Below are 21,257 nucleotides of genomic sequence, written 5' to 3'. Positions count from 1 at the left end.
CGGTAATCTCAGCACGGACTGAATAAGTTACCGCTTAGTAGTGCCACACTCGACAGTGCCGGGTACGTCACTGGAGAGTGCCGGCACTCCCGCCTCGCAGGCCCGCCCGAGGAGCCCCTCATGCAACTCGCCGCGATCATCGTGTCGATCGCCATCACGGTGGTGGCCGTCGCGCTGTTCGGCCGCGCCACCGCGCAGATCTACCGCTTCGTGAAGCTCGGCCAGCCCGTGCCCGCGGGCTCGCGCACCGGCGACCCCACGCAGCGCACCATCACGCTGGCCAAGGAGTTCCTCGGCCACACGCGCATGAACCGCTGGGGCGTCGTCGGCGTGGCGCACTGGTTCGTGGCCGTGGGCTTCTTCTCGCTGCTGCTCACGATCGTCAACGCCTTCGGCCAGCTCTTCCAGGCCGACTGGCTGATCCCGATCATCGGCGACTGGCTGCCGTACGAGATCTTCACCGAGTTCCTCGGCCTGATGACGGTCCTCGGCATCGTGACCCTCATCGTGATCCGGCAGCTCAGCAAGCCGAACAAGGCGGGCCGCAAGTCGCGCTTCGCGGGCTCCAAGACCGGCCAGGCGTACTTCGTCGAGGCCGTCATCCTCATCGTCGGCGTCTGCATCATGACGCTGCGCGCCCTCGAAGGCGTCCAGCACCACGTGACGAGCTGGGAGCCGGGCTTCTTCGCCTCGTACCCGCTGATCGCGCTGCTCGACGGCCTCGACCTGAGCACGATCCAGCACCTCACCTACTTCTTCGCGGCGCTCAAGATCGTCACGTCCTTCACCTGGATGATCACGGTCTCGCTGAACACCAACATGGGTGTGGCCTGGCACCGCTTCCTCGGCTTCCCGAACATCTGGTTCAAGCGGAACGCCGACGGCTCCACCGCCCTCGGCGCGCTCCAGCCGATGACGACGGCCGGCAAGGAGATCGACTGGGAGGACCCGGCCGAGGACGCCGTCTTCGGTGTCTCCCAGGTCGAGCAGTTCTCCTGGAAGGGCATCCTCGACTTCTCCACCTGCACCGAGTGCGGCCGCTGCCAGTCGCAGTGCCCCGCCTGGAACACCGGCAAGCCGCTCTCCCCCAAGCTCCTGATCATGTCGCTGCGGGACCACGCGCACGCCAAGGCGCCGTACCTGCTCGCCGGCGGCGGCAAGGACATGGAGGGCAACGAGAAGGCTTCGGAGGAGCAGCTGGCCGGTGTGCCCGCCGCCGCTCTCGCGGAGGCCGAGCGCCCCCTCATCGGCACCGCCGAGGAGAACGGCGTCATCGACCCGGACGTGCTGTGGTCCTGCACCACCTGCGGTGCGTGCGTGGAGCAGTGCCCGGTCGACATCGAGCACATCGACCACATCGTCGACATGCGCCGCTACCAGGTGATGATCGAGTCCGCCTTCCCCTCGGAGGCCGGCACGATGCTCAAGAACCTGGAGAAGAAGGGCAACCCCTGGGGTCTGGCCAAGAAGCAGCGCGTCGAGTGGACCAAGGAGGTCGACTTCGAGGTCCCGATCGTCGGCAAGGACGTCGAGGACCTCACCGAGGTCGACTACCTGTACTGGGTCGGCTGCGCGGGCGCCCTGGAGGACCGGGCCAAGAAGACCACCAAGGCCTTCGCCGAGCTGCTGCACATGGCGGGCGTCAAGTTCGCGATCATGGGCGGCGAGGAGAAGTGCACGGGTGACTCGCCCCGCCGCCTGGGCAACGAGCCGCTGTTCCAGCAGCTCGGCCAGGAGAACGTCGCGATGCTGAACATGGCGTTCGGCGAGGATGACGAGGACGAGTCGACCAAGAAGCCGAAGTCGGCGAAGAAGATCGTCGCGACCTGCCCGCACTGCTTCAACACGATCGCGAACGAGTACCCGCAGCTGGGCGGCGAGTTCGAGGTCATCCACCACACGCAGCTGCTCCAGCACCTCATCGACGAGGGCAAGCTGATCCCGGTGACGCCGGTCGAGGGTCTGATCACGTACCACGACCCCTGCTACCTGGGCCGCCACAACAAGGTCTACACGCCTCCGCGCGAGATCATGTCGGCCGTCCCGGGCCTGCGTCAGCAGGAGATGCACCGTCACAAGGAGCGCGGCTTCTGCTGTGGCGCCGGTGGCGCGCGGATGTGGATGGAGGAGCGGATCGGCAAGCGCATCAACAACGAGCGCGTCGACGAGGCCCTCTCCCTGAACCCCGACATCGTCTCCACCGCCTGCCCGTTCTGCCTGGTCATGTTGACCGACTCGGTCAACGGCAAGAAGAACGACGGCAAGGCCAAGGAGTCCGTCCAGGTCGTGGACGTGGCGCAGCTGCTGCTCGACTCGGTGAAGACGAAGCCGGAGCCGGAGGACGCCGAGGCGGACGAGGCGGAGCCGGTGTCGGCCGAGTAGGACGCGTACGTCGTACGGAGGGCCGCCCCGCGCGAGATGCGCGGGGCGGCCCTTCTGCGTTGCGTCGGCCCTACTGCTGTGCGCGCCTACCGCTGTGCGCGGCGGTGGTAGAGGGCGAACCCGAGCCCGGCGGCTCCGAGGGCGGCGAGACCGCCGCCGGCGCCGATGAGGGCGGCCTGGTCGGAGGTGTCGGAGACGTTCTCGGCCCCGGCCTTCACGCCGCCCTTGGGGACGGTGCCCTTGGGGACGACGACGGTGGTGGCGGTCTTCGTACCCGTCTTGCCCTTCTGGACCTGGTACTTCTCGATCAGCTTGCCGTGGAAGTCGTAGACCCAGCTGTTGCCGCCCTGCTTCGGGGTGTCGATGACGACGAACTTGTACTGGCCCTTGCCCGCGACGGCGATCTTGTAGGTCCAGCCGTCGTTGGTGGCGGTGGGGTTCTTCAGGTCGAGGGTGCCGAGGTGGTGGCCGTTCGGCATGGAGATCACGACGCGGGGTCCGCCGGGGCTCTTCACCAGCTTGGCGAGGCGCCCGTCCGGCATGGTGATGGTGACGGAGGAGGCCTTCTTCGCGGCCTTCTTCTTCTCGACCTTCTTGTCGCCCTGCTTGTCGGGCGTGGGCTTGGGCTTGGGCTTCGGGGTGGGGGTGGGCTTGGGGGTGGGGTTGCCCTCGACCCAGGAGGTGACGCTGCCGTCGGGCTGCAGGACGACGTGGAGGCCGTTGTTCTGCCCGTAGGCAGGGCTGCCGGTGGTGGTGAGGGTGTCGATCAGCGAGCCCCCGGCCCAGATCTCGGCGACGTACTCGTCCGTCCCCGTCTGGTAGACCTTGGCGACCGAGCCGTCGGCGAGCTTGAACGACTTGATGAAGGCGCGCTCGACGGGCGGGTCTGTCTGCTTCTGCGGGTCGCCCTGGTTGTCCTGGTCACCCTTGTCGGGGACGACCTGCTGGTCGCCGGTGCCGCGGTCCTGGTCGCCGGTGCCACGGTCCTGGTCGCCCTGGTCGCCCTGGTCGCCGACGCTCTGGTCCTCCTGGGTGACCTGCCGGTCGGCGGCCGGGCTCTCGGCGGCGAAGGCCCCGGCGGCGGGGAGGGTCAGGGCGGCGATGGTGCCGGTGGCGATCGCGGCGGTACGGATGGTGCGGCGGGTGACGCGCATGAGGAGCCCCTCGAATGTCGGTTTCGTGCGTTTCGTCCTGCGACATCCACAAAGCTACGGATGCGATGTCTAGGCGATCCGTAGGCTTTGTAACGATCAGCCGAGACCTGGCCGCCAACCCTGTAAAGCCCCCGGGTACCCCCTAGGGGATGTCACAGCTCAGTGGCAGCTCAGGGGCGAAGGAGCGGAGCCACAGCAGGAACGGGTACGTTCGATGACGTGGCTGGATTCAGGAACGGACGCGGCCGGGACAACCGCCCCCCGCAACAACAACCGCAGCAGGCGCCGTACGGGTACAACGCGGCCCCGCCGCCCCACCCGCAGCAGCAGTGGCCCCAGCAGGCCCCGCAGCAGGGCGGCGGCGGATACGGGGAGCCGGAGTACTTCGGGGACCCGTACGGGGCGCCGCAGCAGCACCATCAGCAGCAGAGCTACGCGGCGAACACCCCGGGGCACACGCAGATGTTCAGCGTGAACGAGGACCCCTACGGCGACGCGGCGACGTACAACGCGGGCGCCGCCCCCGTCCCGACGGGCCCGCGGCTGCCCTGGAAGGCCCTCCTGAGCGGCATCGTGCTGCGCCCGGGCCCGACGTTCCTGCAGATGCGGGACCACGCGGTCTGGGGCCCTGCGCTGACTGTCACGTTCCTCTACGGCCTGCTGGCGATCTTCGGCTTCGACAAGGCGCGCGACGAGGCGATCAACGCGACGCTGTCGACGGCGATCCCGTACGTCCTGATGACGGGCGTGGGCTTCGTCGTGGCCGGCCTGATCATGGGCGTGGTGACGCACACGCTGGCGCGCCAGCTCGGCGGTGACGGCGCCTGGCAGCCGACGGTGGGCCTGTCGATGCTGATCATGTCGATCACGGACGCGCCCCGCTTGGTCTTCGCGCTCTTCCTGGGTGGCGAGAACGGCCTGGTGCAGGTCCTCGGCTGGCTGACCTGGCTGGCGGCGGGCGCGCTCTTCACGATGATGGTGAGCCGCTCGCACGACCTGCCGTGGCCGAAGGCGCTGGGCGCGTCGGCGATCCAGCTGGTGGCGCTGCTGTCGCTGATCAAGCTGGGCATGCTGTAGCCAAGACGTACGACGCACAAGGCACAAGGCACAGGAAAGGCCCCCACCGAACACGGCGGGGGCCTTCGCGTCACCCATGGGGGCTCAGGCGTCGAGAACCTGACCCTCTCGGCGGACGACGGGCGGCTCGACGGACCAGGGGAAGTTGATCCACTCGTCGGTCTTCTTCCACACGTACTCGCACTTCACGAGGGAGTGCGACTTCTCGTAGATGACGGCGGAGCGGACCTCGGCGACGTGGTCGACGCAGAAGTCGTGGACGAGCTTGAGGGTCTTGCCGGTGTCGGCGACGTCGTCGGCGATCAGGACCTTCTTGTCGCTGAAGTCGATCGCGTTGGGGACGGGCGCGAGCATGACGGGCATTTCGAGGGTGGTGCCGACCCCGGTGTAGAACTCCACGTTCACGAGGTGGATGTTCTTGCAGTCCAGGGCATAGGCCAGACCGCCGGCGACGAAGACGCCGCCGCGGGCGATGGAGAGCACGACGTCGGGCTCGTAGCCGTCGTCGGCGATGGTCTGCGCGAGCTCGCGGATCGCGCGCCCGAATCCCTCGTAGGTGAGGTTCTCCCGTACGTCACTCATTGCTGTCACACCTGGGTCCGATGGAAGTTCATGAAGGAGCGCGAGGCGGTCGGCCCCCGCTGCCCCTGGTAGCGCGAGCCGTACCGCTCGCTGCCGTACGGGAACTCGGCGGGCGAGCTCAGCCGGAACATGCACAGCTGGCCGATCTTCATCCCCGGCCAGAGCTTGATCGGCAGGGTGGCGAGGTTCGACAGCTCCAGGGTCACGTGCCCGGAGAAACCGGGGTCGATGAACCCGGCGGTGGAGTGCGTGACGAGCCCGAGGCGCCCGAGGGAGCTCTTGCCCTCGAGCCGCGACGCGATGTCGTCGGGGAGACTGATGACCTCGTAGGTCGAGGCGAGCACGAACTCGCCGGGGTGCAGGATGAACGCCTCGTCGCCCTCGGGCTCGACCTCACGCGTCAGGTCGAGCTGCTCGACGGCGGGGTCGATGTGGGGGTAGCGGTGGTTCTCGAACACCCGGAAGAAGCGGTCAAGCCTCACGTCGATGCTCGAGGGCTGCACCATGGATTCGTCGTACGGGTCGATGCGGACCCGCCCGGCGTCGATCTCGGCCCGGATGTCCTTGTCTGAGAGAAGCACGCCCCCACGATACGCAGAGGGCGCGGACCTGCCCCAATCGAGACGACCGGGAAGGCTCCGCGCCCGTGCCGCCATCAGCGCCGCTCAAGCTCCACGGGCACCGCGTGCCGCAGCCGCGCACACCGTGGACACCGGATGAGCCGCCCTGGCCCGATCCGCCCGGCACCGAGCTGCTGCAACGGGAACGAAGCGGTACTGAACACATGCCCTTCGGCACATCGAACGACGGTGCGCTCCATCGAACCCATCAAGTCCCTTCCCCGACAAGTGGTGGACGAGACAGCCACATTAGGGGATGAACAGGACACGTCTCCAGGCGGCACTCCGTCACAGGGAGGTACGCCGCGACTTCGCGATGGGGTACAGTGTCCGAGTCTGCGGCACTGATCAACGGCCGCCAGGCGGATGTAGTTTAATGGTAGAACATGAGCTTCCCAAGCTTATAGCGCGGGTTCGATTCCCGTCATCCGCTCCATAGCAAAGCCCCAGGTCAGAGACCCGGGGCTTTTGTGTTGTCCAGACCTGTCTAGGGCTCCCGTGCCAGATCCGTGCCAGAAGCCTTGGCACGGAGGGATTGCACGCGGGCGTCGATCCCGGCCGCCACTTCCCTCTGCCGCTCAAGGTTCGAGTGCTGATAGATCATGGCCGCCTTCTCGGAGGACTGGCCCGCGCGCACCATCGTGTCCTTGAGCGTGGCGCCGGACTGCGTCGAGAGCGTGTGGCCGGTGTGGCGGAGGTCGTAGAAGGTGAACCCCTCCGGCAGCCCAGCCGCCTTACGCGCCTCCTTCCACTTCCGACCGAACGTCGTACGCCGGAAGGGGGCACCCCGCTCCCCCACGAAGAGCAGCCCGTCGGGCTTTTGCTCGGCGTAGAGGTACATGTGCGTCTTGAGGTCCTTCGCCATGAAGGCCGGCAGGACGATGAAGCGCTTGCCCGCCTCGCTCTTGGTGTCGCCGGGCGCACGGCGGCCGGTGTTGAGCTCGGGCTCGGCGCGGCGGACCCAGACTCCGACGTTGGCGAGGTCGACGTCCGGGCGCCGAAGTCCTGCCTGCTCCTCGGGCCGGGCGGGACCGTAGGCCGCGATGTAGACCATGAGGCGCCAGCGCGGCCCTATGGCCTTGGCGACGGCGTCGACCTGGTCCACGGTGGCGGTGGGCCGCTCTCGCGGTGTCTCCTTGCCCGCCCCTGGGATCCGGCACGGGTTGCGCCGGATCAGCTCGTCGTCTGTGGCGGTCTCCATGATGGCCTTGAGCAGCCGGTACGACTTGGCGACGGTCGTCGGGCCCGTGGACTTCAGACGCTCGGCACGCCAAGTACGCACCCGAGGCGGGGTGATCTCGTCCAGGTCGATGTCCTCGAATGTCGGCAGGAGATGCAGCCGGAGCAGCCGCCGGTACAGCTCCTCGGTCGTCTCCTCCAGGTCGCGCTCCTCGACCCACTGGAGCGCGTACTCCGCGAAGCTCACCGCCCCGGCATCCGGGTCCCGCCAGTCCCCCTTTTTGATCTCGGTCTGTTTCTCGGCGAGCCAGTCATCCGCGTCCCGAGTGGTGGCGAATGTGTCGGGCCCCGGCCGCATCACGCCGTCCGGCCCGGGATACCTCGCCTGGAACCGGCCCGAGGGCAGCTTGCGAATCGCTCCGAACCGGCGGCGCCGACCACGGCTGTTGGCCATCAGGCAGCCCTCCCGAAACGCGAGCGGGCACGGGGACGGGCGGGCTCGACGGTGTGGGCGTCGATGTACTCCTGAACGGCGCTCTCCGGGATGCGCACGTGTGTCCCGACCTTCACGTACCGGATGCGCCGCTCAGCCACCAGACGCCGAGGGAACCGGACCGTGGTGCCGAGCAGTTCGGCGACCTGGACGACGGACAGGTATCGATCACTCATCTCGTTCCCCCATGAGTTCTTCGCGGGCGATTTCGCGGTTGTGTTGGATGTCGCGGCGGATGTTGGCGGCGAGCCAGGACTCGCCTGGGGTGGAGCCCTGTCCCGCGTAGCTCCAGTGGGCGACCACGAGGACGGTGGACTCCGGGTGTTCATCGGGGTCTGGCAGGCCGAGGGAGGCGCGTTGCTGGGCAGCGCGGTAGTCGGCGCGGACCTGGCGTAAGGCGCCGAGGGTGGTGGAGTAGCGGCGGGACTTGGTGGAGAAGTGGCCGCGGAAGCCGAGCATGTGGGCCCAGGCGCGGAGTCTCCGGTCCGGGTAGGCCGGATCGAGGTCCATGCAGGCTTCCATGAGGCGTCGGGGGTGGTCCGGGACGTCGAGGAGGATCAGGGCTTCCTTGTTGCCCACGCGGTGGTCGACGGCTCCGGTGTTCTCGGCGGACTTCGTGGCGTACTTCGCGACGTAGGCGGCCACGGCCTGTTCGGTGAGGTCTTCGCCCTGGCCGAAGGCGCCGATGGGCTGAACGTCGAGCTGACTGCCCCACGTGAGCTTCACGTCCTGGTCCACGCCGTACTCGGGCGCGGCGGGCACGGGCACGTGGACGCGGGCGGCGGCGGCCTTGATGGCGTCCGTCAGGAGGTCGAGGGTGGCCCAGGCCGGGGGTGCGGTGTGGGGGCCGTCGGGCCCGTCGAATCGGATGACGACGTGGAAGTGGACGGCGCCGCGTTTCTGGTACTCGGCGACCTTGCCGAAGGAGACGCGGGACTGGTCGCGGGCGGCGGTCTGGGTGAGGCCGGCGCGGCGGGCGATTTCGCGGCGGAGGTAGATCGTGAAGTAGCGCCACAGTTCGGAGGCGTGGTTGTTCCACAGCACCGCCCCGGCATAGTCGTACGTCTCCGGGTCGAGCGGGGTGCTGAGTTCGGGCGCGTCCTCCTGGTGCCAGGTGCCGCAGCGGCATGGGCGGGTTCCGGGGCGGTTGTGGACCGGGCCGAAGGACGGGGCGGTGAGTGTGGCGAAGACGCGAGGGTGATCGCGGATCGTCTCAGGGGTGCCCTTGTCCGGGTTGCCGACGAGTCCGGCACGGATCAGGTGGTAGGTGTCCCCGGCGTAGGTCCAGGCGCAGGCGGGGCAGCGGGAGGCCCGGCGGTTGCCGCAGGCCACACGCAGGACCCCGCCGGGCTCGGCGTCGGTCGTGTAAGCGTGGAGCACGGTCCGTGTGGCGGGGTCGAGGGTCTTGGTGCCGCCGGAGAGGCGGATGGGCGCGGCGCATCCCTGGGTGCGGCGGAGTTGGTCGGTGAGGCGGTCGAAGCCGGAGGACCCGGCCAGCCGGAGCAGGTCGCTCAGGGTGGCCGGGTCCAGGCCCGCCAGGGTGGGGGCGTCGGTCAAGGTGGTCACTTCCCGTGCGCGGTGAGGGTGTCGAGAGCGGCGGCGGCTTCGGTCGCGGCAGCTGCGAGGGCACGCAGGGACTCGGCGGAGCCGGGAGAGGCGAGGAACGCGATTTCGATCGCTTCGCCCTCGACCCGGAGGCTGACGAAGGGGCGGGAGCTGTCGGGGAAGCGGGTGACACGGCAGCGAGTCTCCGGCGTCAGGTGTCCAGAGATGGAGAGATGGTTCATGCCGGTCACCACCCGGCCGACACGAGCGGGGCCGACGTGGTGCGGGTGCCGGTGCCCTTACAGGCCGGGCAGGTGGCCGGAAAGGTGCGGCGACTCCCGTTCGGACTGGTGGTGCCGGTGGTGATGTGGACGACGGGGAAGCCGTCGCAGTGGGAGCAGACGCGCGGGGTCAGGGGCTGGGGCATCATGGGCTTTCCCTTTTCGGGTCCGTTGGATCTGAAGTGGGGTTGAGGCGCCCGGGGCGGCGGAAGTTTGGCGACCGAGGCCGCTCCGGGGGCCGCTCAGCGTGTGTGGCGCCTGCCGTGGCCCTTGGCCGCGTACATCGAGGCGTCAGCCGTCGAGAGGGCATCGGTGAGGGCCGGGATCGGCAGGTGTTCGCGGTGGCAGTGCCCGACCGACGCGGAGACCCGCAGGGTGTGGCCCTGGTGTGTGACCGGCTGGTCCAGCGCGGCGCGGAGGGCCGGAAGGCCGGCGGTGTGCGCGGGGTCGGTGACGATGGCGGCGAACTCGTCTCCGCCGAGGCGGGCAACGGTGCCGTGGCGTCCGCACCAAGCGGTGAGGCGGTCGGCCGTCGCGGTGAGCACGGTGTCTCCGGCGGCGTGGCCGTGGGTGTCGTTGATGGCCTTGAAGTTGTCCAGGTCGACCAGGACCACGAGGGCATTCGGGTGCCGGGTGATGAGGTGGTCGGCGCGGGAGGTCCAACCGGCACGGGTGTGCAGGCCGGTCAGCGGGTCCCGGCGAGCGGTGGCCAGGCGGCGCCAGAGCAGTCCGCCGTGCAGGGCCCACCCGAGGGCCGGTAAGCCTGCCGCTGCGATCGTCTGCGTGTCCACGTTGGTCACCGGCCCTTCTGCATGTCGCGGATGAGCAGCCGCAGGACGACGGCGACCAGGGCGACGGAGACGCCGGTGATGGTGACGGCGAGGAGCAGCGAGACGAGGACGGTGCCGACGACCAGGACCACGGCACCACCGCCAGCCGCGAGGGCGATCGCGCTGCCGGGGGTGAGCTGGACCGTGGAGCGCGACGTGGCGACCGGCACCGGGGCGGAGGTGTGGTCGTGGTTGCAGGCCATCGGCTCGACGGTGGTCGCGGGGGCGGTGAACTGGATGAGCGGGCTGACGAGGCCGGTCGGGAGCGGGTTGACCGGGACGTGCGGTCGGAACATGGCGGGTCTCCCTACTTGGTGATCGCGGTGTCGATGGCGGGGGCGAGGAAGCTGTCGGCGAGGAGGTAGCCGCCGAGGAGGATCAAGGCGACGAGCCACCAGGGCGGGCGGATGAGCTTGATGCCGAGGGCGCCGACGAGGATCAGGGCGAGCCAGAGCGGGACGTCCACGAGGCGGTCTCCTTGGTCAGCGCGGGTTGCAGCGGTGGGTGCGGGCGGCGAGTTCGGCGGCGGCACGGGTGTTGTAGTCGGCCGAGAAGTCGCAGCCGGGGGCGGTGCACACGGCGGTGTGCTTGGTGAGGCCCCGGCCGTCGTTGAGGGTGCCGACCTGTACGGGGCCGATGCGGATCACGTTGTGGAAGCGGTTCGGGCGCATGGGTCTTTCTCCTTTCGTGTCAGGCGAGTTGAAGGGCGATCGAGTCCGCCAGCGCGGCGGAAAGACCGAGGCGAGCGCGGAGGGTTGCCGCGTCGATCGGAGCGCCGGTCTGGGCACGGTGGGCGTCCGCGATCTTCCGGGCGTGGTCGAGCAGTGCGGGTGGAACGGGCACGGTGGGCGCCAACGAGGCATGATCCGGCGCTACTTCCTGCGGGGACGGACCGGCCGGCGGCAGCTCGGGCGCCGGTTCCGGAGCGCGCTCCACGGTCAGATCCGGCGCGGACTCCTCTACGGGCGCCGGTTCCGGCTTTGGCACTGGGGCGTGTGCGTGGGCGAGGAGCGTGCCGCCGAGGAAGGCGAGCGCGGGCCACCCGGCGACCAGGATGCGCAGCCACGGGGGAACGTCGTTCATGTCGAGCATTCCGGCGGTGGCGACGTTGGCGCCGAGCGAGGCAACGAGGGCGATGGCGAACCAGAGCCAGGCATCGCGGTTGCCCCCGTCCGTGCGCATCCGGCGCCAGGCGGCGACCAACAGCAGGTCGACACTGACCGGGTAGGCCCACGCCTTCCAGCCGTCCTGCCCGGCGGCCTGAGCCAGGTCGTGCAAGTGGGAGAAGGACAGGGCCCCAGCAATGACGGCCTGGATGAGCACGGCGTCGAACCGGAGGGTTCGGAACATGGTTCACCTCCTTTCAGGCATGGGTCGGGTAAGGACCTGGCGTGAGGAGGTCACGCCGACCGGGAGGGAAGGGGGTGTCAGTCCGTCGCCGGAATCGGCTTCACCAGCGGCACGGGCAGCTCGACGGACTCGGCGGAGGCCGGGGTGGGGGCCACCGGCCGGTACGCGGCGAGGGCCGGAACGTCCGGCGTCAGATGCGCGTATTGGACACAGGTCGCGGCAGCGTCGGCCGCGCTCAACTCGGGTGTACGAATGCGGGACCAGCCGCCGGAGGAGTCACCGGCCACCGCGACACCGGGCCGGTCCGGCGGGATCGTCGTCACTGCCACCACCGCGTCCGGGGCAATGTCGCCCAAGCCCATTTCAGCGGTCTGCTTGTCGTTGACACGATGGACGACCCGGCCGGTGAGCTGGGCACGCAGCGTGGTGGCGCCCTTGCCGAGGTCGGAGCCAAACCGCTGGCCGCAGACCTCCAGGAAGATGCCGGCCGCACGGGCCAGCTGCCCAAGGCGAATCATCTGCGTAACCATCCGGTCCCGGCGTCCCTCGTCCTTCTTTCCTGTGATGAGGAACAGCTCCGCGACCTCGTCCACCAGGAGCACGACCGGCACGGGCCGCACCTGCTCAGGCAGAGCCCACACATCGGCGACGCCGAACTCGCTGAGCAGGTCGAAGCGGGCTTCCATCTCACTCACCAGCGCATCCAGGAGCCCGGAGGCTTCCTCGGGTGAGGTCGCGAAGGCCGACAGCCGGGGCGCGTATCCGCGCTGTTCGACTCCCCGTTTGCAGTCGATCCCGACGAGGGCGACGGGCAGCCGGGCGAGTCCGGCGATCAGGTTGCGCTGGTACATGGACTTGCCCGACTGGTTCGCGCCGAGCGTCAGCGCGTGAGGGACCTTCAGGTAGTCCCGTACGAATGCCGTGCCGTCCTCCCGCAGCGCGACCGGCACCGTCATCGGGCCCGACGTTCTGCGGCGCGGCATCTTCACCCGACGCAGAACGTCGTAGCCGGTCATCCTCAGCTCGACGAACCCCGGCTTGGTCTCCACCAGGTTGACCGAGTGGACACCCCAGGCGTGCCGCAGCCGTTCGGACGCAGCGACCACGTCGGCGGGCTCAAGACCGGCGGGGAGGCGGAGCGTGACCCGCATACCGGTCGAGGAACCCCGCACCCGCCGGACCTTCGGCGGCACCGGCTGCACGTCACTGCGGCGGGCGACGTTGCGGACCATGAACGCCCGCAGTCGGGACGGCTGCACCGTCAGCCCGCAGACGTCCATCGTGGAGCGGTACGTCATCGCGAACCGCGCCTGGGCGACCGGCAGTCCGACCAGCGACCAGTACAGGCGCGGGGCACGAACCTTCGCGTAGCCGAGGCCACCGGCGGCGCCGGCCAGAGGGAGGCCGACCTCCCATAACGTCGACAGATCCGTCATGTTCAGACCCCAGCCGTGAGGGCGACGGCACGGAACGAGATGCCGTGCCGGGCCTGGCCGTTGAACGTGTTCTCCCAGTCCCGAGCCTTGAGGCCGATCACCGACACCGGCATGCCCGGCGCCAGACCGTCGGGAAGCCCGGTCTCCGGAACGGTCACCTGGTAGAGGTTGCCCTCACCCTCGTCCGAGATCAGCAGGCCCACCGTGGACAGCCCGGCACCGGTCTCCCGGTCCATGGCGCGCTCACCGGTCTGCTTGCTCACGAGCTTCGGAGTCGGCGCGGTCGCGACGAAGACCACGGCAGTCGAAAGGTCGATCTTGAAGGACGGCATGTCCACTCTCCCGGTAAGGGGGGCTTAACAGCCCGAGCGTCGAACCCCCGCTCCGTTAAGGGGGGGTTACCACCTAAGATGCACGCGACTGGTGCGAGGTGTCAAGCCCCCCTTAGCATGTCGGGTATGAAGACAGTTCCCCGTCCGCTTTCGCGAGGTGTTCGCCGTGATTGACGAAGTGCGGCGCGTCGCCGCCATGCAAGATCACGCGCTCCGCGTGAAGGCCGCCGTGGACCTGATGGGGGAGCTCCAGGCCGCCGTTGTCGAGACCTCCCGCATGCGCAAGGAGAGCATCGCGTGGCTTCGTGATCACGGGCGCTCGATGGCGGACGTGGCGAAGCTCATGGGCGTCAGCCGGGCGCGCGTTGCGCAGCTCCGTGACGCCGGCCCGCCGCCGGAGCGAGTGTTCCTCGGCACCCAGGACGTACAGGTACTCGTCCCCATGCGGCCGGGGGAGCGGGACTACGTGGCACTCGAAGACAGCTCCACGGGTCAGAAGCTGCTGGCACTGGCGCATCAGCTCCAGCTCGAAGGGGATCTGGGCTACATCCCGACCTCAGGCGAGATCGACCTCAACCGCGATGACCTCATCGTCGTCTGCGGACCCAAGACGTCGCCCGTCACCGCCGAGGCTCTGGGCAACGATCCAAGGTTGGCTTTCGAGACCCTGCCCGACGGACGCTGGGCCCTGATCGAGCGGGGAAGCGGCACGGTTCACACCTCCCCCAGCGACAGCCCCGAAGACCCGACACCCGCGGACATCGCTTATCTCGGCCGACTGCCCAGACCCGACGGGAAGGGCACCTTCCTTCTCATCGCAGGCGTTCACGCCGTGGGCTCGTTGGGTGTGGCCCACTTCCTCACCGAGAGCATCGCCAGCCTCTACAAGGAGGCGGGTACCGCCCCGTTCTCCATGGTGGTCACCGCCGACTACGAGCCGGGCACCAAGGCGATCACCGGCAGTCGGGCCCTGAGCGACGTCCTGATCCACGAGACCGCCTAACGTGCGCGTACGCCAGGCCAGCTACGCGCGACCCCATGGGGCGAACGAGGACTTCGCAATGTCCAGCCCCACTGTGGTCGTGGTGTTGGACGGTGCCGGCATGGCGCCCGGCATGGAATCGGGGTGCACTCACGGAGTCGCCTGGTACGTAAGCCAGTTGGGCACCCGCCTCCACACCGAGGCCGCCAGACAGGAGTGTCCACTCGCCGAGTGCCTTGCCGTGGCCATCGAGTCCACGGCTGCTCTGCACCGGGACACCTGCGCCGTCGATGATCCACTCTCGCCATCCGCGACGGTGGCCATCGCCCGGATGCGAGGCGACCTCTTCGAATGGTTGGTCCTGGGGGACTGCACGGTCCTCGTGGACAGCGATGACGTCGTCACGAGCACGACAGACGATCGTCTTGCCCACGTGGCACAACAAGCCCGCGAGGCTCTCGCGGCGGCAGCTCCTGGGTCGGAAGCAGAGAGAGAAGCCCATCAGGCCCTCGTCAGAGAGGAACGCAGTCTCCGCAACACGCCAGGCGGATACTGGGTAGCAGCGGCAGACCCGGCAGCAGCAACCGAGGCCCTCACCGGCGCGGAGAGCGCATCCGGTGTCCAGGCAGCGGCCCTGCTGAGCGACGGCGCAGCGCGACTCGTGACCACGTTCCATGCGACCGACTGGCGGGGCTGTCTGGACCTACTCGCCCACAATGGCCCCGACAACGTGATCCGGCAGGTCCGCGAAGCGGAGCGGTCCGACCCCGACCTCAGCCAATGGCCCCGGAGCAAGCAGCACGACGACGCGACGATCGCGTACATCTGCCCGTAGGGGAGCTGTTACAGGTTTCTCTACCTCATCAAGCACCCGGCTGCGCTCCGCTCCGCCGGGCGGGCTTCCCGGCTCCGCTCGGGGCGCCGCTCCTGCCTTCGGCCCGCTCCGCCCCCGCTGCGCCGACGCCCGCCCCTGCAAGACGGGATAGGCCCAAGGGCATGAGTCGAGCCCCAACGGCCTCTGGTTCCAACGGTCACGGACATGCCTCCGGCGGGGGCCTCAGGCTCCGGGATGGCGGGGGCACCGTGCACGGGTGCCGGCCGGTGGGGTGCTGAGGCGGGGAACTTCCATCCCGTCTGCCATCGACCCAGGACAAGCCGAGCAGACACGGCACCGGGCGTCCAGGTCGTTCGTACAGTGGCGCGCTCCACCTGGACGCCCGGCACCGCGCCAGCTCCACGTACGTGTGGGTCGATGGCAGACGGGATGGAAGTTTGGGGTGAGTGGTGGGAACCGGATGCGCACCCCCGGGCACAAGGCCTGACCACCCACCAGCCACGGGTGACGCACCCGGAGTTGTCAGTGGGGAGCAGTACCCTGTTGCTGACCCATGCCCACGAGGTCCACATGTTGTGGAACGCCGAGCGCCCAGACCCCACATCTTGGGGTGTTGCTTGCTGACGGGCAGTCGGAGGTGCTTCACTTATCTCGTCAAACCAAAGCAGGCCCCAGCCAAGGGGCCCGATTGAGGTCGGACGCGTGGCATGGGACCTAGTGCGTTGGTCGCGCCCTTGGACCCTACCGACATCTTCCAGTTCTTCCAAGGTGGCGGGCCTGCGCGGTAGACCTCGGAAAAGGAACTGCCGTGGCAGACCGGCCGAACACCAGAGACGTATCCCCGCGCGAAGAGGGCTGGGCTGTAACCAAGCCCGGCTCTGAGCGGGCTAGCGCCGTCCTCCCCACACAGGCACAGGCCATCGCCCGCGCCAAGGAGATCCTGAGCAACGACGGAGGCGGGGAAGTACGCATCCGGGGGAAGAATGGCCAGGTGCGCGAGCAGAACACCGTTGCCCCCGGCAGCGACCCGAAGCGGTCGAAGGGCTGATCTCGGTGAACACCTACACGATCAACAAAGGGTACGACGACCAACGCACGGTCGCAGCCACCGACTTCATGACTGTCGGGGAGTTCGTCGACTTCTTCGGACGCTCTGCGGACGGGGGGCGAACGACTGTCCTCAGAGTTCGGGCCGATCGAGTCTGGAACATCGAGTTGACCGAGCTGGCCATCCGGTGACGTACGGGTCGGCGACTTAAGCGCTCCGTGCCACTCCCGTGCCAGACGGGACGGGGAACAGCGGTAAACGGCGGGTGCCATGGGAAGCCTTAAGGTTCCCCATGGCACCCGTTTACCCTGCTCAGAGCCCTGCTGGACCCTCGGAGATCGGTGATTCCCAAGCTTATAGCGCGGGTTCGATTCCCGTCATCCGCTCTTCGACGAAGCCCCAGGTCAATGACCTGGGGCTTCGTCGTTACCCGCTAGGCTCAGCATTCGTATGTTGAGGTTCTTGCGAACGTCGCGACGAGCGGGGGCTCAGGGTGGGGAACGCCGATCTGGGTGTCTCGGAGGACAGTCTCACGAGACTGGCGGACGACCTCGACGAGATGCAGGGCTATCTAGAGCAGCAGATCCGCAGGATGGACGCGGTCGTCGACAGGATCGCCGCAGGCTGGCAGGGACCCACGGCCACGGCGTATCGCTCCCTGCACCGCGGTGCCGCTGAGGACGCTGTACGCATCCGTCAGGTGATGGTCCTCCTCGAAGCCGCCATGCGCGCCTCGCGCGACGGATTTACCGAGCAAGAACTCGACGTCCTGGCACGGTTCCGGAGGATTCAGGAGGGACAGGACGTGGCCGCCGCCGCCCGGGCCCTCACCGTGCCCGACCCGGGGCCCGCACCGGACGAGGCCCGGCCGAAGAGCCGACTTCTGGACATCTGAACCACGGGGGTACGCCATGACGGACGACGACCGGATCACCGTCGACTTCACCACCCTGCAGCGTCTCTCGGGAGACCTGGAGGAGATCCTCCGCGTCCTCAACGAGAAGCTGGACACCCTGTACGGGCGAGCCGCCAAAGCCGTCTTGAGCTGGGACGGCGAGGCGCGGGAAGCCTTCATCGACGAGCTGGACAAGTGGAGCCACTCGGCCGACGACCTCAAGGCCGCCCAGGCGTGGCTTCACGAGGTGGTGGTCAAGGGACACCTCAACTACGCCGCGGCCAACCGGTCTGTACTCGAAGGCTGGGGAGGCGGCGCCTGATGGTCGGTCCCTCCCCGGCGCAACCGCCGAGCGGCAGCGGCATCATCGACGTCAAGCCCAGGGACCTCTGGGCGGTCTCCGGACGGGTCGCCGTGCAACAGGACTTCCTTGTTCGCGGTGCCAACAGGCTCCTGAAGGAGCTGGGCAAGTACCCCGATGCCGGGGGCGCCGGCACCGAGGCGCGGAATTTCGCCCAGGCGTACAAGAAGGTCGGCGACCGCTGGCTGGAGGTCTGGGCCCGGTCCGTGCTCAGTGTCGGCGGCGTCGCCGTCGGATTCACCGAGACGGCCAACGCCTACACCAAGGCCGACGCGGCGGCCCATCCCAAGCCGGGGACAACACCCGAACAACGCCCGCGACCCACCGTCATCGACAAGGAGCCGAACTTCGGCTCCGTGCCCGACATCAAATGGGGGGACGACGACGGCGGCGACGACATCCTGCGTGGCCTGATGGAAGGCATCCCCGAGATCGTCCGGGACGTACTACAGCCGCTGTGCAAGCACGTCTTCCGGGTCGGCCGGGTGGCGGACGTCCACCCCTTCCCACAGCAGCACTACCTGAACTCCCTGTGCCACAGCTGGATGAACGTGTCCATCACGGGGGCCACGGTGGCGGACCAGCTCACCCAAGCCGTGGGCACCATCACCAACCACCAGCAGGCCGATTGGGAAGCCGCCATGCGGACCTTCTGCGGAGCTCTGTGGGGCGCAACCGCGTGGGGGCAGCAGCGGCACGGCTACCAGTGGGCGCAGACGGCCAACTCGGGCCAGGGCACCCCCCACGTACCGACGGGCAGCGAGCCGGTGATGGCCGTGTTGAAAGACACGGCCGACAACATCGCCACCATCCTGCGCGAGTACGCGGAAGCCGCCGTCGACCTGAACCGCGATGTCGCGGACGAACTCCAGCGTGCGATGCTGAAAGCCGCCAAGGAGATCGTCGAGGACCTCGCGAAGCCCAAGGACCCCAAGAGTCTCCTCGGTACCGTCACGTCCGTGATCGGCAAGGGTGCGGGCCTGATCCTTTCCTTCGACGTCAAGACCGTGCTGAACATCGACACGGCCAAGCTGAACCGGATCGTCGACACGTACACCGGCATCCTGGCGGGGCTCACCACTCGTATGGAGGCACTCGAGGGCCCTCTGGACGAGGCGTACCTGAGCGCACCCAAATTCGAGGCCGGCGTCGCCCGTGGCCACGGCTTCGGGGCGCGAGCTCTTGAGGAGTTCAAGGACTCGCAGCTCTGGCTGAAGGTTGATTCGAAGGGCAATTACGACCTGAACCTCGCGGCCAACGAGTACATGGCGGGCGGACATACCCTGGACAAACACGTCGGCAAGACCGACGAGCAGCTCGCGCAGCGCCTGCGTGACCAGCAGTCGGGCCACCCAACCGTGGCGTGGCCGCACGGCAAGCCGAAGCCCAGCGGTTCTTCCGCATTCCCGAACTACCGGCGGGCGGAGGAACTGACCGAGTACAACCTCAACCAGAACAAGGCCGCCATCGATGCGTGGATCAAGGGCCCTCCCCCGCCGCAGGAAGGAATGGTCCAAGACTTCCACGCAACCGCTCCGAACGGCGAGACGAGTGGCAAGAGCGTGAACAAGCAGCCGATCGACGACCAGGACCCGTTGTCCGGATACAAGCGGGGCGGCATGGACGCCAAGGCGTACGACGTCACCGGCATCGACACGCGGATTCGGTACGACAGCAGCCGCACCCCGCCTTTCACCGTCATGACCTCGATGCCTTCGAAGTCCTAGCGCCCCACTGAGAAAGGCCGCCCATACATGTCCGTCGACCAGGCATCCTGGGAAGCTGCGGTACGCCACCTGTACGAGGACGCGTCCCCATACGACGCCACAGGCCCGCGCCGCCACGAGGACTGGATCCTCGACGTCATCGCGCTGATGACCCGAGTCCCGGACCCGCGAGGCTGGGCCGGTCTCGATGACGAGGCAGAGCACCCGGAGCGTCAGGCATCTCCCGCGTACCCCTTCGTCGCCCACCCACCCGAGTACATCGCCCCGCGCCTCCAGCAGATCGACCGGGACAGTGCCGAGAACCTCCTCCTGGCCCTCACGGACGACAGCTGCACCCTGAGCAATCTGAGGCGCTTCAAAGAGAGCGAGCAGGAGTTGCGGGAGATGGCGCGCACGATCCTCGCTCGGTACGGGGACGAGGCCACCTACCACACCAACGCCAACAAACCCGGCCATGTACGGGGCACCCTCGACTTCACCTCGTCGGACTGGGCGTACAACCCGCTAAGCGTCTACTCGGAGGACTACGGCCTGATCGTCGTCTCAAAGACCGAGGTCGGCATGTTCTGGAACTTCTCCGACTACTGAGCCGCCCGCCGATCCGTACGAGCGCAGCTCCTGAACTGGAGATTTGAGAGGATGCACCCGTGCTGACCCGTTCCGCCTCCTACCCTGACCGGGAGACCGCCCACTGGGCCACCCAGCAGGTGGTGACCGCCAACGAGCAGGCCATCCACCGCTGGCTCGCCCAGAACACCCGGACCCGGCTCACGATCGAGGCCGCCTGGCCGTCCCGCGACGAGCCGGTGGGACGAGTGCAGCTGGAGGGTGACCTGCTGGCGGGCCGTGGGCCCGTCGATGTCCGCGCGGCGCGGGTGGTGCTGCGGCGCGAGCCCTGGAGCCCGGTCGGCTTTGTCGTCCACACGACCGTTCCGTTCTACCTCTAGAGGTCACGCGCGCATGTCGATGAAGCCCCTCGAACACGACCACCGGTATGGCGAGTTGGACCAAGTGATGCGCGCGTACCTGGGGAAGCCGGCCGACGACACCCCGGAGCGGCGCAGCCGAGCCTTGGACGCGTACCTCCGGCACACCTGGCACACCCGTCCCTCGGCCATCGCCGAGGCGGAACGTCAGCTGCGCGAGTACAGCCGCAATCCTCCGGGCCGCATCCGGCACGGCCTGGGCGAGTTCTACTCGATCCCGGACACCGGGATGCCCCAGTCGGAGATCGGCGACTGGCTGAGGGTCCTGGCGGACCACCTGAAGAAGAGCATCGAGGAAGGCGACGTACCGGAACCGTCGACCCCACAGACACACTGGGAGTGGCACGCGCGATTCCCTGAACTCGCGCAACTGCTCGGGGGATGGTTCTCACAGGACATCGTCGACGAGTTCGCCGACCACGACACCGCCGTCGCCGACTACTCGGCCACCACCGACCCTCAACTGGTCGCGCGCCTCGTAGGCGAGCTCCACGAACTACTCGCCCTTCCCTTGGACGAGGGAGACTACGCCTTGGCAGCCGCCGAACTCGGTATGGAAGTCGGTCCACCCGAACCCTTCTCCCACGGCGCCTGGTTCCAGTCGCTGGCGACGAAGCTCGCCCACACATGACCCGCCGAAAGGCCGCGCGCACCCGACGACTGATCACCGAGCACCGTACACAGCGAGGAAGAGCCGCATCTCTGAGGAAGCCAGTCGTGCCCCAACCGTGCCCTTCGGGGCGGTGCACAGCGGTCACCACGGGTATCGCCGAGCCAACGGGAAGCGCCGCACCAGGCATCGTTTTCGCAGGTCAGGCATAAGATGATCGATCTGGGCGGCGGTGATTCCCAAGCTTATAGCGCGGGTTCGATTCCCGTCATCCGCTCCACGACAGACCCCCAGGTCAGAGACCTGGGGGCTATTTGTCGTCCGGACCGATGCGGAGGCCACGCACCACGAGCGCGCCATGACTGCAGGGTCCGTCCGGTCCGTCGGATGGCGAGACCCGGCCAGGCCGGAATCCGCCGAGGCTGCCGTGCCGGGTACTACAGCGCCGTGAGCCGCCTGTGGAGCGGAGACTCCGACTCGCTGAGGGTGCGGGCGGCCAGGTTGGCCAGGCGGAGCATCGCCAGGTTGGCCAGTCCCGTTCGGTGACGCCTG

The 21,257-nt window shown here is 68.3% G+C and carries 27 protein-coding genes and 1 tRNA gene; 13 read left to right on the top strand and 15 right to left on the bottom strand.

The genetic code is table 11. The features are described 5' to 3' along the window. Positions 1-120: 120 nt before the first annotated feature. Complete coding sequence (locus ACGFYP_RS09625) at positions 121-2,382, top strand: (Fe-S)-binding protein (protein WP_361956954.1); 2,262 nt, start codon at positions 121-123, stop codon at positions 2,380-2,382. An 86-nt stretch (positions 2,383-2,468) separates the two neighbouring features. Here ACGFYP_RS09625 and ACGFYP_RS09620 read toward each other — a convergent pair whose 3' ends face one another. After that, positions 2,469-3,536 carry a hypothetical protein gene (locus ACGFYP_RS09620; RefSeq protein WP_393488463.1) on the bottom strand — a complete coding sequence of 356 codons (1,068 nt, stop codon included), beginning with the start codon at positions 3,534-3,536 and terminating at the stop codon, positions 2,469-2,471. A 219-nt stretch (positions 3,537-3,755) separates the two neighbouring features. Here ACGFYP_RS09620 and ACGFYP_RS09615 point away from each other — a divergent pair, with 219 nt between their 5' ends. Next, positions 3,756-4,613, top strand: a complete 858-nt coding sequence (locus ACGFYP_RS09615) for a Yip1 family protein (RefSeq protein WP_361956960.1) — start codon at positions 3,756-3,758, stop codon at positions 4,611-4,613. A gap of 84 nt (positions 4,614-4,697) precedes the next feature. Here the strand turns inward: ACGFYP_RS09615 and ACGFYP_RS09610 are convergent, their stop codons facing one another. Both ACGFYP_RS09610 and dcd read right to left on the bottom strand, forming a co-directional pair. Further along, positions 4,698-5,195: a phosphoribosyltransferase gene (locus ACGFYP_RS09610; RefSeq protein WP_361669786.1), complete on the bottom strand. Its 498-nt coding sequence runs from the start codon at positions 5,193-5,195 to the stop codon at positions 4,698-4,700. Positions 5,196-5,200: 5 nt separating this feature from the next. Beyond that, on the bottom strand, positions 5,201-5,776 hold the full coding sequence (dcd, locus tag ACGFYP_RS09605; RefSeq protein ID WP_056653242.1) for a dCTP deaminase: 576 nt from the start codon (positions 5,774-5,776) through the stop codon (positions 5,201-5,203). A gap of 401 nt (positions 5,777-6,177) precedes the next feature. Between dcd and ACGFYP_RS09600 the strand changes: the two genes are divergently transcribed. Then, a tRNA-Gly gene (locus ACGFYP_RS09600) sits at positions 6,178-6,251 on the top strand. Between the two features lie 51 nt (positions 6,252-6,302). On the opposite strand, the gene ACGFYP_RS09595 is transcribed toward ACGFYP_RS09600, so the two are convergent. The 12 genes from ACGFYP_RS09595 to ACGFYP_RS09540 form a co-directional block, all read right to left on the bottom strand. Then, entirely contained in the window at positions 6,303-7,448 is a 1,146-nt protein-coding gene (locus ACGFYP_RS09595; RefSeq protein ID WP_393488457.1) for a tyrosine-type recombinase/integrase, read from the bottom strand. Next, positions 7,448-7,663 (bottom strand): excisionase family DNA-binding protein, encoded by a 216-nt coding sequence (locus tag ACGFYP_RS09590; protein WP_393488454.1) that lies wholly within the window; start codon positions 7,661-7,663, stop codon positions 7,448-7,450. The genes ACGFYP_RS09595 and ACGFYP_RS09590 overlap by 1 nt, the downstream gene beginning before the upstream one ends. Next, entirely contained in the window at positions 7,656-9,044 is a 1,389-nt protein-coding gene (repSA, locus tag ACGFYP_RS09585; protein WP_393488452.1) for a replication initiator protein RepSA, read from the bottom strand. The genes ACGFYP_RS09590 and repSA overlap by 8 nt, the downstream gene beginning before the upstream one ends. Before the next feature lie 5 nt (positions 9,045-9,049). Beyond that, the gene (locus ACGFYP_RS09580) at positions 9,050-9,274 is read right to left on the bottom strand and encodes a hypothetical protein (RefSeq protein ID WP_393488449.1); all 225 of its coding nucleotides are present in this window, start codon (positions 9,272-9,274) and stop codon (positions 9,050-9,052) included. Between the two features lie 5 nt (positions 9,275-9,279). Then, positions 9,280-9,462: a hypothetical protein gene (locus ACGFYP_RS09575; protein WP_393488447.1), complete on the bottom strand. Its 183-nt coding sequence runs from the start codon at positions 9,460-9,462 to the stop codon at positions 9,280-9,282. A 93-nt stretch (positions 9,463-9,555) separates the two neighbouring features. Beyond that, positions 9,556-10,104, bottom strand: coding sequence for a GGDEF domain-containing protein (locus tag ACGFYP_RS09570; RefSeq protein ID WP_393489172.1), 549 nt, complete (start codon positions 10,102-10,104; stop codon positions 9,556-9,558). A gap of 5 nt (positions 10,105-10,109) precedes the next feature. Then, positions 10,110-10,439: a SpdD-like protein gene (locus ACGFYP_RS09565; protein ID WP_393488444.1), complete on the bottom strand. Its 330-nt coding sequence runs from the start codon at positions 10,437-10,439 to the stop codon at positions 10,110-10,112. 11 nt (positions 10,440-10,450) lie between these two features. Further along, complete coding sequence (locus ACGFYP_RS09560) at positions 10,451-10,609, bottom strand: hypothetical protein (protein WP_393488442.1); 159 nt, start codon at positions 10,607-10,609, stop codon at positions 10,451-10,453. Positions 10,610-10,625: 16 nt separating this feature from the next. Next, positions 10,626-10,814 carry a mobile element transfer protein gene (locus ACGFYP_RS09555; RefSeq protein WP_393488440.1) on the bottom strand — a complete coding sequence of 63 codons (189 nt, stop codon included), beginning with the start codon at positions 10,812-10,814 and terminating at the stop codon, positions 10,626-10,628. Positions 10,815-10,833: 19 nt separating this feature from the next. After that, a complete protein-coding gene (locus tag ACGFYP_RS09550; protein ID WP_393488438.1) occupies positions 10,834-11,493 on the bottom strand; it encodes a DUF2637 domain-containing protein in 660 nt (219 codons plus the stop codon). Between the two features lie 77 nt (positions 11,494-11,570). After that, positions 11,571-12,929 (bottom strand): FtsK/SpoIIIE domain-containing protein, encoded by a 1,359-nt coding sequence (locus ACGFYP_RS09545; protein ID WP_393488436.1) that lies wholly within the window; start codon positions 12,927-12,929, stop codon positions 11,571-11,573. A 2-nt stretch (positions 12,930-12,931) separates the two neighbouring features. Continuing rightward, positions 12,932-13,261 (bottom strand): hypothetical protein, encoded by a 330-nt coding sequence (locus ACGFYP_RS09540; RefSeq protein ID WP_393488433.1) that lies wholly within the window; start codon positions 13,259-13,261, stop codon positions 12,932-12,934. Positions 13,262-13,427: 166 nt separating this feature from the next. On the opposite strand from ACGFYP_RS09540, the gene ACGFYP_RS09535 reads away from it, so the two are divergent. The 10 genes from ACGFYP_RS09535 (at position 13,428) to ACGFYP_RS09490 (ending at position 20,726) form a co-directional block, all read left to right on the top strand. Then, positions 13,428-14,264, top strand: a complete 837-nt coding sequence (locus tag ACGFYP_RS09535; protein ID WP_393488430.1) for a sigma-70 family RNA polymerase sigma factor — start codon at positions 13,428-13,430, stop codon at positions 14,262-14,264. A 58-nt stretch (positions 14,265-14,322) separates the two neighbouring features. Next, on the top strand, positions 14,323-15,078 hold the full coding sequence (locus tag ACGFYP_RS09530; protein ID WP_393488427.1) for a protein phosphatase 2C domain-containing protein: 756 nt from the start codon (positions 14,323-14,325) through the stop codon (positions 15,076-15,078). Positions 15,079-15,886: 808 nt separating this feature from the next. Next, entirely contained in the window at positions 15,887-16,126 is a 240-nt protein-coding gene (locus ACGFYP_RS09525; RefSeq protein WP_393488424.1) for a DUF2188 domain-containing protein, read from the top strand. A 5-nt stretch (positions 16,127-16,131) separates the two neighbouring features. Continuing rightward, on the top strand, positions 16,132-16,317 hold the full coding sequence (locus ACGFYP_RS09520; protein ID WP_393488420.1) for a hypothetical protein: 186 nt from the start codon (positions 16,132-16,134) through the stop codon (positions 16,315-16,317). A gap of 302 nt (positions 16,318-16,619) precedes the next feature. Continuing rightward, on the top strand, positions 16,620-17,021 hold the full coding sequence (locus ACGFYP_RS09515) for a WXG100 family type VII secretion target (protein ID WP_393488417.1): 402 nt from the start codon (positions 16,620-16,622) through the stop codon (positions 17,019-17,021). Positions 17,022-17,037: 16 nt separating this feature from the next. Next, a complete protein-coding gene (locus ACGFYP_RS09510; RefSeq protein ID WP_393488415.1) occupies positions 17,038-17,343 on the top strand; it encodes a WXG100 family type VII secretion target in 306 nt (101 codons plus the stop codon). Then, on the top strand, positions 17,343-19,109 hold the full coding sequence (locus ACGFYP_RS09505; protein WP_393488413.1) for an RNase A-like domain-containing protein: 1,767 nt from the start codon (positions 17,343-17,345) through the stop codon (positions 19,107-19,109). Before ACGFYP_RS09510 ends, ACGFYP_RS09505 begins: the two co-directional genes overlap by 1 nt. A 27-nt stretch (positions 19,110-19,136) precedes the next feature. Beyond that, positions 19,137-19,697: a hypothetical protein gene (locus ACGFYP_RS09500; protein WP_393488411.1), complete on the top strand. Its 561-nt coding sequence runs from the start codon at positions 19,137-19,139 to the stop codon at positions 19,695-19,697. A gap of 59 nt (positions 19,698-19,756) precedes the next feature. Beyond that, the gene (locus tag ACGFYP_RS09495) at positions 19,757-20,056 is read left to right on the top strand and encodes an RNase A-like domain-containing protein (RefSeq protein ID WP_393488409.1); all 300 of its coding nucleotides are present in this window, start codon (positions 19,757-19,759) and stop codon (positions 20,054-20,056) included. 13 nt (positions 20,057-20,069) lie between these two features. After that, positions 20,070-20,726, top strand: a complete 657-nt coding sequence (locus tag ACGFYP_RS09490; protein ID WP_393488406.1) for a contact-dependent growth inhibition system immunity protein — start codon at positions 20,070-20,072, stop codon at positions 20,724-20,726. Positions 20,727-21,257: the final 531 nt, after the last annotated feature.

It is taken from the genome of Streptomyces sp. NPDC048370 (genome assembly GCF_043200825.1).
GTDB lineage: Bacteria > Actinomycetota > Actinomycetes > Streptomycetales > Streptomycetaceae > Streptomyces.
Note: the sequence above shows the minus strand (reverse complement) of the source record. Positions and strands in the feature narration are given on the sequence as shown.

Coding starts and splice junctions, on each gene's coding strand:
- ACGFYP_RS09580 (WP_393488449.1), bottom strand. CDS start 9,274: ATGAACCATCTCTCCATCTCTGGACACCTGACGCCGGAGACTCGCTGC.
- ACGFYP_RS09530 (WP_393488427.1), top strand. CDS start 14,323: ATGTCCAGCCCCACTGTGGTCGTGGTGTTGGACGGTGCCGGCATGGCG.
- ACGFYP_RS09620 (WP_393488463.1), bottom strand. CDS start 3,536: ATGCGCGTCACCCGCCGCACCATCCGTACCGCCGCGATCGCCACCGGC.
- ACGFYP_RS09610 (WP_361669786.1), bottom strand. CDS start 5,195: ATGAGTGACGTACGGGAGAACCTCACCTACGAGGGATTCGGGCGCGCG.
- ACGFYP_RS09625 (WP_361956954.1), top strand. CDS start 121: ATGCAACTCGCCGCGATCATCGTGTCGATCGCCATCACGGTGGTGGCC.
- ACGFYP_RS09565 (WP_393488444.1), bottom strand. CDS start 10,439: ATGTTCCGACCGCACGTCCCGGTCAACCCGCTCCCGACCGGCCTCGTC.
- ACGFYP_RS09505 (WP_393488413.1), top strand. CDS start 17,343: ATGGTCGGTCCCTCCCCGGCGCAACCGCCGAGCGGCAGCGGCATCATC.
- ACGFYP_RS09590 (WP_393488454.1), bottom strand. CDS start 7,663: ATGAGTGATCGATACCTGTCCGTCGTCCAGGTCGCCGAACTGCTCGGC.
- ACGFYP_RS09540 (WP_393488433.1), bottom strand. CDS start 13,261: ATGCCGTCCTTCAAGATCGACCTTTCGACTGCCGTGGTCTTCGTCGCG.
- ACGFYP_RS09500 (WP_393488411.1), top strand. CDS start 19,137: ATGTCCGTCGACCAGGCATCCTGGGAAGCTGCGGTACGCCACCTGTAC.
- ACGFYP_RS09510 (WP_393488415.1), top strand. CDS start 17,038: ATGACGGACGACGACCGGATCACCGTCGACTTCACCACCCTGCAGCGT.
- ACGFYP_RS09595 (WP_393488457.1), bottom strand. CDS start 7,448: ATGGCCAACAGCCGTGGTCGGCGCCGCCGGTTCGGAGCGATTCGCAAG.
- ACGFYP_RS09550 (WP_393488438.1), bottom strand. CDS start 11,493: ATGTTCCGAACCCTCCGGTTCGACGCCGTGCTCATCCAGGCCGTCATT.
- ACGFYP_RS09545 (WP_393488436.1), bottom strand. CDS start 12,929: ATGACGGATCTGTCGACGTTATGGGAGGTCGGCCTCCCTCTGGCCGGC.
- ACGFYP_RS09555 (WP_393488440.1), bottom strand. CDS start 10,814: ATGCGCCCGAACCGCTTCCACAACGTGATCCGCATCGGCCCCGTACAG.
- ACGFYP_RS09575 (WP_393488447.1), bottom strand. CDS start 9,462: ATGATGCCCCAGCCCCTGACCCCGCGCGTCTGCTCCCACTGCGACGGC.
- ACGFYP_RS09490 (WP_393488406.1), top strand. CDS start 20,070: ATGTCGATGAAGCCCCTCGAACACGACCACCGGTATGGCGAGTTGGAC.